This window comes from Protofrankia sp. Cas8 (genome assembly GCF_963555845.1).
Lineage (GTDB): Bacteria > Actinomycetota > Actinomycetes > Frankiales > Frankiaceae > Protofrankia.
Genome location: NZ_CAUVXI010000005.1, coordinates 1 through 11,076 on the forward strand (window position 1 = coordinate 1; position 11,076 = coordinate 11,076).

General features: G+C 70.4%; 9 protein-coding genes. 2 read left to right on the plus strand and 7 right to left on the minus strand.

The annotated features are described in order from the left end of the window. Window positions 1-1,173, minus strand: a 1,173-nt coding sequence (locus U9977_RS01810) for a leucyl aminopeptidase family protein (protein ID WP_322747379.1), incomplete at its 3' end; no start/stop codon positions are given. Between the two features lie 47 nt (window positions 1,174-1,220). Here U9977_RS01810 and gcvT point away from each other — a divergent pair. Then, window positions 1,221-2,339 (plus strand): glycine cleavage system aminomethyltransferase GcvT, encoded by a 1,119-nt coding sequence (gene gcvT, locus U9977_RS01815; protein WP_322747380.1) that lies wholly within the window; start codon window positions 1,221-1,223, stop codon window positions 2,337-2,339. A 40-nt stretch (window positions 2,340-2,379) separates the two neighbouring features. Here the strand turns inward: gcvT and U9977_RS01820 are convergent, their stop codons facing one another. Beyond that, on the minus strand, window positions 2,380-3,195 hold the full coding sequence (locus U9977_RS01820; protein ID WP_322747381.1) for an adenosylcobinamide-GDP ribazoletransferase: 816 nt from the start codon (window positions 3,193-3,195) through the stop codon (window positions 2,380-2,382). Window positions 3,196-3,198: 3 nt separating this feature from the next. Continuing rightward, window positions 3,199-4,314, minus strand: coding sequence for a nicotinate-nucleotide--dimethylbenzimidazole phosphoribosyltransferase (gene cobT, locus U9977_RS01825; RefSeq protein ID WP_416210445.1), 1,116 nt, complete (start codon window positions 4,312-4,314; stop codon window positions 3,199-3,201). 215 nt (window positions 4,315-4,529) lie between these two features. On the opposite strand from cobT, the gene U9977_RS01830 reads away from it, so the two are divergent. Next, a complete protein-coding gene (locus U9977_RS01830) occupies window positions 4,530-5,819 on the plus strand; it encodes an ATP-binding protein (protein ID WP_322747383.1) in 1,290 nt (429 codons plus the stop codon). A 21-nt stretch (window positions 5,820-5,840) separates the two neighbouring features. Here U9977_RS01830 and U9977_RS01835 read toward each other — a convergent pair whose 3' ends face one another. From U9977_RS01835 to U9977_RS01850, 4 genes are all read right to left on the minus strand, one after another. Continuing rightward, window positions 5,841-7,079, minus strand: a complete 1,239-nt coding sequence (locus U9977_RS01835; RefSeq protein ID WP_322747384.1) for a DUF5635 domain-containing protein — start codon at window positions 7,077-7,079, stop codon at window positions 5,841-5,843. A 72-nt stretch (window positions 7,080-7,151) separates the two neighbouring features. After that, complete coding sequence (gene argS, locus U9977_RS01840) at window positions 7,152-8,972, minus strand: arginine--tRNA ligase (protein ID WP_322747385.1); 1,821 nt, start codon at window positions 8,970-8,972, stop codon at window positions 7,152-7,154. Window positions 8,973-9,036: 64 nt separating this feature from the next. Then, complete coding sequence (locus U9977_RS01845) at window positions 9,037-10,521, minus strand: bifunctional adenosylcobinamide kinase/adenosylcobinamide-phosphate guanylyltransferase (RefSeq protein ID WP_322747386.1); 1,485 nt, start codon at window positions 10,519-10,521, stop codon at window positions 9,037-9,039. Window positions 10,522-10,534: 13 nt separating this feature from the next. Further along, a complete protein-coding gene (locus U9977_RS01850) occupies window positions 10,535-10,759 on the minus strand; it encodes a hypothetical protein (RefSeq protein ID WP_322747387.1) in 225 nt (74 codons plus the stop codon). Window positions 10,760-11,076 lie beyond the last annotated feature (317 nt).

The window sequence follows — 11,076 nt, forward strand, 5'->3', positions numbered from 1 at the left end:
CGCGCCGGTGAGCGTTGCCACGTCCACCAGCAGGCCGGGGGAGTCCGCCGCGGCGCGGGCGATGGCGTCGCCGAGCACAAGCCGTCCCTCGGCATCGGTGTTGAGGACCTCGACCAGGGTGCCGCCCCGCAGGGTCAGGACGTCGCCCGGCCGGATCGCGTCCCCGGATGGCATGTTCTCGGCCAGCGGGATCCACGCGTTGACGGTGACCGGCACGTTCAACCGGGCGGCCGCGATGACGGCCGCGAGCACGCCGGCGGCGCCGGCCATGTCGGTCTTCATCCATTCCATCGCGCCCGCGGGCTTGAGCGACAGGCCGCCGGAGTCGAAGGTGATGCCCTTGCCGACAAGGGTCAGCGCGGGCGGGCCGGTCGGGTCCGCACCGGCGGGCCGCCAGGACAGGTGGACGAGCCTCGGCGGGTTCACCGAACCCTGGCCCACCCCGAGAATGCCACCGAAACCCTCGTCCGCCAGTGCCTTTTCGTCGAGTACCGCAACATCCACACCGACCTCGGCGCCATGGCGGGCGGCGATCTCGGCGAACACCGCGGGCGGTAGGTGCCCGGGCGGGGTGTTGACCAGATCCCGGGCCAGGGCGACGGCGTCGGCTGCTATAGCAGCCCTGCGCACGGTATCGGTGGCGGCGGGCTCGGCGGCGTCGTCCACGACGAACGTGATCTCCCCTACCGGCGGACGCCGGTCGGACCGGGACCGGGTCCGGAACGTGTCGAAGGCGTAGGCGCCGAGCAGCGATCCCTCGACGACGGCCCGCAGCTGGTCTGGTCCGGGCGGGCTGACCGCCAGGGCGAGGGTGGTCGCGACGCGGGCGGTGCCGGCGAGTGCGCGCACGGCGGCGCCCGACGCCCGGCGCAGCGTTTCGTGGTCGACGTCAACCTGGTCGACGTCAGCCTGGCTGGTGACGGGGCCGAGGCCGACCGCGACCACGATGGGGACCGGGAGCATGCCGAGCGTGGCGAAGCGGACGAGGTCGCCGGCCTTGCCGGTCGCGCCGAGGTCGGCCAGGACCTGGGCCAAGCGGCCACCGAGCGCCACGTCGAGCGTCTGGGTACCGCCCAGTGGCACCGGCCCGTTCTTGCCCGCCGCGATACCGATCACCAGCGCATCGGTATCAAGATCCAGAATGGATGATGTCGTCACGACAGTCGCGGTCATGGCGCGAGACTACGGAACACGGTGTGGGACGGGGTTAGCCTGCCCGTATGGGTGAGCTGCTGCGGTCTCCGCTGCACGACAGGCACGTTGCGCTGGGCGCCAAGCTGGCCGACTTCGGCGGCTGGGAGATGCCCATCGAGTATCCCGGCGGGGGGGTGCTCAAGGAGCACGCGGCGGTCCGGTCGGCGGTCGGGATCTTCGATGTCAGCCACCTCGGCAAGGCCCGCGTCCACGGCCCCGGTGCCGCGGTCTTCGTGAACGCGACCCTCACCAACGATCTTTCTCGGATCGGTCCCGGCCAGGCCCAGTACACACTGTGTTGCGACGATGAGACCGGCGGCGTCGTCGACGACCTCATCGCCTACCTGTACTCCGACTCGGAGGTCTTCCTCGTCCCCAACGCGGCCAACACCGAGCAGGTCGTCCGCCGGCTCGACGCCGCGGCCCCGCCCGGAGTGGCCGTTGACAACCTGCACACCGCCTTCGGCGTGGTGGCTGTGCAGGGACCGCGTTCGGCGGAACTGATGGCGGCGCTGGGCCTGCCCGTCGGTGGGGCCTACATGAGTTTTGCCGGGGCCTGTTGGCCGGGTGCCGGTGCCGGTGCCGGTGCCGACGTGATCGTCTGCCGGTCGGGCTACACCGGCGAGCACGGCTTCGAGATCGTGTCCGACTGGGCGGACACGCCCGCGCTGTGGGATGCGCTGACGGCGGCGGGCACCCCGCTCGGGATGTTGCCCTGTGGCCTCGGCGCCCGCGACACCCTGCGAACCGAGATGGGTTACCCGCTGCACGGTCAGGACCTGTCGATGTCGATCACCCCGGTACAGGCGCGGGCGGGTTGGGCGGTGGGCTGGGGCAAGCCGCGCTTCTGGGGCCGGGACGTGCTGCTGGCGGAACGGGCCGCCGGCCCGGCGCGGCAGCTGTGGGGGCTGCGCGCGACCGACCGCGGCATCCCGCGGCCGCACATGACGGTGTACGGCTCGCAGGCAGTGCCCGTCGGCGAGGTCACCAGTGGGACGTTTTCGCCGACCCTGCGAACCGGCGTCGGCCTGGCCCTGCTCGACCGTCGGGTCGGTGCGGGCGACACCGTCGGGGTGGATGTGCGTGGACGGCGCTCGACGATGACGGTTGTGCGGCCGCCGTTCGTCGACGCGTCCCCGAAGTAGGCCTGCCCCGAGGCAGGCCCGAGGCAGGCCCCGGAGCTCCTCACCGGGTGCTGAGGTGGATCCGCACGTCCGCGGGGATGTTCAGCGTCATGAACACCAGCGTGACCGTTGCCGTGACCTCGACGAGGGCGCCGAGCACATCTCCGGTGACACCGCCGAGGTAGCGGACGAGGAACCGGCGCAGCAGCCAGCCCGTGACCGTCCCGACGGCGACGGCCGTCACCGCGCGCAGCGCACCCCCGGCGTCCCCACCGTCGAGGTCGACGCGCCCGGCCAGGGCGGCGACGGCGACCACAGCGGCACCGGAGCAGGCCGCCTGCCACGGCGCCACGGTGCGGGCGACGAGCGCGCCGAGCCCGGTCGGGTGCGCGGCCGGCGCGCGGACGCAGGCGAGCGTCGCCGCGAGCCGTCCGGTCATGGCGGCCACCACGATCGACACGGTGCCCCGGTGCTCGCCGATCGTGAGTGACAGGGCACTGACCTGGACGAGTACCGCGAACACCACGGCCAGCGCGCCGAACGCACCGAGCCGGGAGTCGCGCATCGCGGCCAGGGCACGGTCCTGGCCGGCGCCGAACCCGTCGGCCACGTCGGCGAGCCCGTCCAGATGCAGGCCCCGGGTCAGCCATGCCAGCGTGGCGATTCCCACCGCGGCCGGGAGCAGCGTCTCCGCCGGTTGGCCGGGCCGCGTTGTGAAGATCCCTAGGATGGCCACAGCCACGGCGGTGATGACACCGAGGGTGAGGCCGACCAGCGGTGCGATCGCCATGGCGCGCCCGATGGTGCGCCGGTCGAGGGCGACCGGTCCAGGGACGGGCAGTATCGACAGCAGTGAGAAGATGGTCCTGATCGGCACGTCTCAGGTAGCGGCCGCGGCGGGCTCGTCGTCCGTGGCGGGCTTGTCGTCCGTGGCGGGTACTGTTTCCGCTTCCGCGCTGTCGTTCACCTCAGCCTGTTTGTCGCTGACCCCGGCCTGGTCGAAGGTGGCCATGTCGGCGAGCGTCGCCTGCGCGGCCACCAGCAGGTTGACGGCGAGCAGCGCCCCGGTGCCCTCACCGAGGCGCAGACCGAGGTCCAGCAGGGGATCGAAGCCGAGCGAGGCGAGCGTGAGGTGCTGCGCGGGTTCGGTCGACCGTGTTCCGGCAACCCACCATGCCTTCGACCCCGGCGCGTAGGCTTCGGCGGCCAGCGCGGCGGCGCAGATGACGACGCCGTCGAGCACCACCGGGGTGCGCCGGACGGCGGCCTGGGTCAACAGGCCGGTGAGGGCGGCCAGGTCCGCGCCACCGATCACTCGAAGGAGCGCCGCCGGGTCGTCGGCGAAGGGCCGACCGCGGCGCATCGCGTCCCGGATCGCGGCGGTTTTGAGCATCCATCGGGCGTCGTCGATGCCGGTTCCGCGGCCGACCACGTCGATCGGCTCGCGGTCGAGCAGGGTGGCGACGATCGCCGCGGACGCGGTGGTGTTCCCGATCCCCATCTCGCCGGGGACCAGCAGGTCGGCACCGGCGTCCACCTCCTCGTCGGCGATCATGCGGCCGATGTCGAACGCGCGGGAGGCCTCATCCGCGGTCAGGGCATCCTCGACGTCGATCCGCCCGCTGCCGCGCCGGACCCGGTAGCGCTGCGCCGGCGCGGTCCCGTCCACTCCGCCGGGGGCGGTCGGTTCGTCGGTGTCCACGCTGACGTCCACCACCCGCACGGACGCGCCGACGGTGCGGGCCAGGACGTTCACCGCCGCGCCACCGGCGACGAAGTTCGCCACCATCTGGGCGGTGACCTCCGAAGGGAACGCGGAGACACCCATCTGCGCGATGCCGTGGTCACCGGCGACGATGATCGCCCGGATGCGCTGGAACGGCCGCGGCGGGCACACTCCCTGCGTGCCGGCAAGCCAGATCGAGACCTCCTCCAGGCGCCCGAGGGCGCCCGGAGGTTTGGTCAGTACCGTCTGCCGCTGCCGGGCGGCGTTCATGGCGTCGGTGTCGAGTGCGGGGGCTGGGGTCTGCACAGGGTCCTTACTACCTGATGAGCAACTGGTGGCCGGGCAGGAGGTGCTCGGACAGCGTCATCGCGGCATCCACGCTGCTCGAACCACAGCGGACATCGGGCGGACATCTCCTTCAGATCACGGTCAAAAACAACCTCCGATTGCGGCATGAGAAGCCCTCGACCCACGGCATGACCGGTATGATCGGACGTATGGTCGGGCCGCTGGTCGCCGTCGCCCCACGCCGGCTGGAAAGCATCGTGGAGACGTTGCTGCGGGATGAGCCGGTCGTCGCGCTGACCGGCCCGCGGACGGTCGGCAAGAGTACCTTGCTGCGCCAGCTGGCCGACCGGTTCCAGACCGCGATTCTTGATCTCGACGAGCCGACCACCCGGCGGTTGGTTGCCGACGACCTGGCCTTCTACGTCAGTGGGCCGTCCCCGGTTCTGGTGGACGAGTTCCAGCACGTACCGGAGCTGCTTGACTCGATCAAGGCGGAGCTCAACCGCGACACCCGGCCGGGACGATTCGTCCTGACCGGGTCGACCCGGTACTCGACCCTCCCGCGGGCCGCACAGTCCCTTACCGGACGGGTGCACGTGGTGACCGTGTGGCCGCTGTCCCAGGGGGAGATCTCCGGCGTCCGGGAGACCTTCGTGGAGCGCCTGTTGGCCGATCCGGAGTCTGTCGTGCCGACGCGGGCCTCCGCCACATCTCGGGAGGAGTATGCCGACCGGGTGCTGGCGGGCGGCCTTCCGGCCGCGTTGCGGCGTTCACCCGGGGCCGCGCGCTCGCGGTGGTTCGACGACTACGTCAACCTGGTGATCGAACGCGATGTCCTCGACATCCGCAAGATCAGGCAGCCGGCGGTGCTGCCGACCTTCCTGCGGCGGCTCGCGGCGCAGACCGGGCAGGTGCTCAACATCGCCCATGCCAGCGCAGAGGCCGGATTGACCTCGTCGGTCGGGGAGGACTACACCCGCCTACTGGAAGCGGTCTTCCTGCTGCATCGGCTGCCGGCCTGGGGTACCACGCTGGCATCCCGGGTGAACAGACTCCCGAAGATCCATCTTGTCGACCCGGGGCTGGGCAGTGGACTGCTCGGGATCAATGTCTGTGGCGTGTCCAGGCGGATACCATCGGTGTTGATCGAATTCGGGCATCTGCTGGAGACGTTCGTCGTGAACGAGATCCTCAAGCAGGCGAACTGGTTGGATCAATCGCTACGGTTCGGCCACTACCGGGCCTCCGACGGGGTGGAGGTGGACCTCGTCATCGAGAATGACGAGAACGAGGTCTTCGCGGTGGAGGTGAAGGCGGGCGGATCGTATCGCGGGGAGGATCTCCGCGGGCTGGTTCAGCTTCGGGACCGCGTTGGCGACAGGTTCGTCGCGGGCGTGCTCGCCTATACCGGGGAGCGTGCCGCGCGCGTGGCAGACCGGCTCTACCTGGTGCCGGTCGACACCCTCTGGCGGGAACCCGAAGAATGACGCCGACGACCGTCCCAGACGTCAGGGACCGGGCGCCACGCTGCCGGCGGCGATGTAGTGGGCGTTGCGGCCGGTGGTGGAGCCCCGGACGAGCAGTTCCGGGACGAAGCGGTCGAGTGCGCGGTTCGCACCGGTCTGCGTGAGGCCGGTCAGGGTCGCGTAGTCACCGCTGGTGATACGATCATGGGCGGAAAGCCACGCCTGGACGACGTCCGGGCTGTTGTTCTGGTTGGGCCGGCGGTAGGGCAACAGACCCCGTCCGACCGGTTTCCCCGCGGTGGCCTGGTCGTTCTCCAGCCGGCGGAACACGGCCGCGGACAGCATCCAGACGTCCTTGTACGGCTCGATGAGCACGTTGTCATCGATGCGGGTGGCGCAGGCTGTCTCCAGCGCGCTCCGCGCGTCATTCGCGTCGGTTTGCAGCGCGCGCGCCGCACTGTCGAGGGTGAGAAACGGCCGGTGCAGCAGTTCGTAGAAGATCATGGCGATCCGCACGTCGCGGCGGCGCGCCACCGGTTGCACGGATTCCATCAGCGACATCACCGGCACGACCGGCGTTCCGCCCGTCAGGCGGGTCCGCACGGCCGGCCCGGCTATCTCGATGATTCGCGGGGGCCTGTGACCCAATGAGATCATTTCTCGGTACATGCGGTCGACACCGACACCCTGCTTCTCCACCAGCCGCAGCGCACGGCAGAGATCAGACAGGGCCGGGTAGCGGGCGTACCTGCGGGAAAGCACGGTGTCCTGGGTCACGCCGCCGGCAAAGCCGCCGGGGCTTTCCACCTCGAGAACGTGGTCGTGGTCGAACCAGATCACAGTGACCGGATCCGGACGCATCCAGTCGCGGTGTACGAGCCCGTTGAGCAGGGCCTCGCGCACAGAACGAGGCGGGATCTGCCGGACGGGGATCTCGGCGAACCCGCGGTGGACGGTGGTCGCGACGTTGAACGCCAGGAGATCGCTTTCGACCGCGGCGAGCTGTTCGATGAGGGCCAGCCCGGAAAGATCGGTCGGTGGGTTGAGAACATCACCGCCGGGGACGTCGAACCGGGTCAGCTCGATGAGCGACCGTGGTGCCGGGCAGAAGAGCAGCACGCCGGCCTGGGTGAGGGCGCCGTCCGGGCGCAGGACACCGAGGCGCTGGAGCAGTTCGGTGTCGGTGGCATCGGCCGTTTCGTCGTCGTTGCCGCTGATGAGATAACGGCGGGCCACCACGAGGGCGCCCAGGGCGACGTCGGTGATCGTCCGTCCGGTCACCGCGGCCATCGCATCCAGCGCCGTCGAACCGGTCGACCTACGCACCGGGGGGCAGGCGGGAGCTGAACGGGATCACAGGCGTTCCGGTGCGGCAATACCGAGGAGGTTCAGGCCACGGCGCAGCGTTGCGGCGCTCAGTCGGCACAGCGCGATGCGATTGCCGCGCGTCGGTTGCGCCGCGGACAGGACGGGGCAGGCTTCGTAGAAATCGGTGAATGCCTTCGCCAGGTCGTAGAGGTAGCCGCAGAGCCGGTGGGGTTCGAGCGCCTGGCCGACGTCGGTGAGTGTGTCGCCGAAGGCGTCCAACGCGAGTATCAGCGCGCGTTCGGCGGGATGCAGTACAAGCGCGGTATCGACATCGGCGGATTCATCGTCGGCTTTGCGGAGAATGGAGCAGATCCGCGTGTGCGCATACTGAAGGTACACGCCGGTGTTCCCGGTGAAGGACACCATTCGCTCGACGTCGAAGGTGTAGTCCTTGGTGCGGGAAGTGGACAGGTCCGCGTATTTGACCGCGCCGATACCCGCCTGTTCGGCGATCTGGTCGAGCTCGGCCGGGGCGAGATCGTGAGATTTCTCGGTGACGATTTCCCGGGCCCGCCCGACGGCGGTGTCGAGCAGGTCCATCAGTTTGACCGTGTCACCCGAGCGGGTCTTGAACGGACGCCCGTCGGGACCGAGCACGGTTCCATAGGAGAGGTGTGTGACGTCGATGTCGTCGGTGAGCCAACCGGCGCGCCGAGCGGCTTCGAACACGAGTCGGAAGTGCAGTGCCTGGCGGGCGTCGACGACATAGAGAATCCGGTCGGCCTTGAGTTCGCGGATGCGGTAGCGGATCGTCGCGAGGTCGGTGGTGTCGTATCCGTAGCCGCCGTCGGTCTTACGGACCATCAACGGTACCGGATCGCCGTCCGGGCCGGTGATGTCGGCGGAGAACACGCACAGCGCGCCGTCGCTTGCCACCGCGATACCGGCCTGGGTGAGTTCGTCGACGACTTCGGGCAGCCATGGGTTGTAGAAGGACTCGCCCGCCGAGTCGGCGGCGGTGAGAAGCACACCGAGCCGCTGGTAGATCTCGCTGAATGCGAACTCCGACTCGGCGACGATCTCCCGCCACCGGGTGACGGTTGCCTCATCGCCGGCCTGCAACGCGACAACGCGACGCCGGGCCCGGTCGGCGAAGTCAGGATCAGCGTCGAACACGGCCCGGGCGGCCCGGTACAGGGTATTGAGCGCGGAGACGGCCGACGTGCCGGCGGCGAGTTCGTCGCGGTGCCACGCGACGTCGGGATGGCTGTCGAGGTACTCGATGAGCATCCCGAACTGGGTGCCCCAGTCGCCGAGATGGTTCTGGCGGAGCACATCCGCGCCGAGGAAGGCGAGCACGCGGGACAGACAGTCACCGATGATCGTCGTCCGGAGGTGACCGACGTGCATCTCCTTGGCGATGTTCGGACCGGAGTAGTCGATGACCGTGCGGCGGCCCTGCTGCGGTGTACCGACCCCGAGGTGATGGCTTGCCAGCCGTGCCGCCACCGCTCGCCAGAGCGCGGTGTCGGACAGGACCAGGTTGACGAATCCCGGTCCGGAGACGGTGACGGCGGCCACCAGGGCACCGGTCCCGGCTTCGGCCTCGCCTTCGGTGTCGCGGCGCAGGGTATCGGCCACGGACGCGGCCAGGTCGGCGGGCTTGCGGCGGGCGCGTTTGGCCAGCGCGAGCGCGGCGTTGGACTGGAAGTCCGCGTGCTCGGAGTGGCGGACCACCGGGTCCGCCCCCGCGAGCTCGGGCAGCGCCCGGTCGATCGCGCCGGAGACGGCGGCCTCGACCTGCCTGCGCAGCGACGGCACCTCGTGATCGTTCAAGCCCACAACCTCCCGCACGTTCTCCCGCATGTTTTTCGAACTCCTTCATTCTTCCAGGCCGATCCGCAGATCACGGCAGGTGCTGGAGCACGGGTCAGCGCAGGCGGGTGGGGATGCCGGCAACAACGTGCCAGACTTCGTCGGACTCGGCCGCGATCGCGGCGTTCAGGCGCCCGAGTGCGTCGCGGAAGCGGCGTCCCACCACGGTCGCAGGCACGATGCCCGAGCCGACCTCGTTGGTCACCGCAACCACGTGGCGACGGGTGTTGCGCCAGGCGGTGACCAGCTCGTCGACCCGGGCCGGCCAGTCCCCGTCGAGGTGGGCGGTCAGCCACAGCGTGAGGCAGTCGACGAGCAGGGGTGAGCCCTCGACGCGCAGCAGGGGCACCAGATCAGCGGTCTCCACCGTCGTCCAGTGCGACGGCCGGCGCGTGGCGTGGGCGTGCACCCGGGCGGCCCACTCGGCGTCGCCGGGGGTGACCGGCCCCGCCGTGGCCGCGTACACAACACCCGGCCAGGCGGCCAGGCGTTGCTCGGCTGTCACGGATTTGCCGGACCGGGCACCCCCGGTGACCAGGACGCGGTACGGCCTGGGCAGCGGCCCCAGCCGCACCGCGTCCTGGTCAGGACGTGTTCGCCGCGTTCGCCGCGTTCCGCGGAACGCAACGGCCGGGTCCGGATCCGGTGCAGTGGCCGGCGCGCCGGCAGGCGCAGTGGCCGGCGTGATGTCGAGCACGGTCCCGTCGGGGTGCACCTGCGCGCCCATGAACGCCAACCGCTGGGCGAGCGCATCCCCGGGCGGGTTACGGTGGCTCAGGTGGACGGCGATGACCAGGGTCGTGTCGACCACCGCGTCGCGTTGCCGCAACTGCGCGAGGACGTTCGCGAAGCCGGGCAGGTCCAAGTGGTCACCGAACCCCGGGCGGTCACCGTTGTTCTCCTCCATCAGCACCACGTCGAACGCCCGACCGGTGAGTGCCTCCAGGGTCTGGCGCGGCAGCGGCGCGCCGGTGTCACACGCGTAGAGCAGCCGTCCACCGTCCGGTGTCGTCACGTCGTAGAGCACCGCCGGCCCGATGACCGCGTCCCCGTGGTTGGCGGCCACCGGCCGGATCTCGAAGCCACCGAGTCTCAGCACGTCGCCCGCGAGCGCCGGGTGGAACCGAAGCGGTCCAGATCCACCTGAGCCACCGGCGACCTGATCGGCATCCATATCGACATCCGTGACGTCCCACGGGCCCACGAAGGCGCGGCAGGCCTCCAGACAGGCCGGTGGCCCGACGACGTCCAGCGGCTGGTCGGCCACGGTTGTCCACGCCCGCCACATCAGCGCCGCGGGCCCGGTGTGGTCGGGGTGGGCGTGGCTGAACAGCAGGTGCCGCACGCCTGCGAGCCGCACCCCGAAACGGGTGGCGGCCCGCGGCACGTCCGGTCCGCAGTCGATGAGCATGACCTCGTCGAGGAGGACCGCGGTCTGGGTGCGTACCTCGTGTTCCCGCGCCCAGCGGCACGACGCGCATTCACACCACGGATTGGGCCAGCCGTCGGCCGATCCGGTGCCGAGCAGTCTCAGCCGCACGCGGGTGACGTTCTCACGCCGGCGGCTCCTGCGGCTCGGCGCGGGGGTGGGCATGGGGGTGGGGGTGGCGCTTGCGGTCGGCCAACGTCATGATGGTGATGACGAGTCCGAGCAGCAGGATCGCGCCGATCGTGACCAGGCCGACCGCCCACCACTCCATCGGCGCCTTGGTCGACCCGACGGTTTCGGCGAGCACTGTCATCCCGGTGACCGTTGTCGTCCCGGAGAACGTTGGCATGACGCCATCTGAAGCTGTGAACACGGCTTCCTTCCTCTGTTCGACACGTCCACCCGTCCGCCGGATCGTACGGGCGCCGGATCGTACGGGCGCCGGCCGGAGAGCACCGGCCGGCGGTTCACGACTTTCGCACGCCGGTGCTCTGCGGCGAAATGGATAGGCTCAGGGTGTGCGACCGGTCACGCCTTGCCGGAGATCAGGACAGGACCTCGACGGGGCATCGGATGCCCGGGGCCTGGGCGAGCCGCTTGTCGGTCGTGTCGCGCTCCCGGTTGTGTCGCGCTCTCGGTTGTGTCGCGCTCTCGGTTGTGTCGCGC

Excerpts from the sequence above, each read along its gene's own strand:
- gcvT (WP_322747380.1), top strand. The coding sequence starts at position 1,221 with ATGGGTGAGCTGCTGCGGTCTCCGCTGCACGACAGGCACGTTGCGCTG.
- cobT (WP_416210445.1), bottom strand. The coding sequence starts at position 4,314 with ATGAACGCCGCCCGGCAGCGGCAGACGGTACTGACCAAACCTCCGGGC.
- U9977_RS01830 (WP_322747383.1), top strand. The coding sequence starts at position 4,530 with ATGATCGGACGTATGGTCGGGCCGCTGGTCGCCGTCGCCCCACGCCGG.
- argS (WP_322747385.1), bottom strand. The coding sequence starts at position 8,972 with ATGCGGGAGAACGTGCGGGAGGTTGTGGGCTTGAACGATCACGAGGTG.
- U9977_RS01850 (WP_322747387.1), bottom strand. The coding sequence starts at position 10,759 with ATGCCAACGTTCTCCGGGACGACAACGGTCACCGGGATGACAGTGCTC.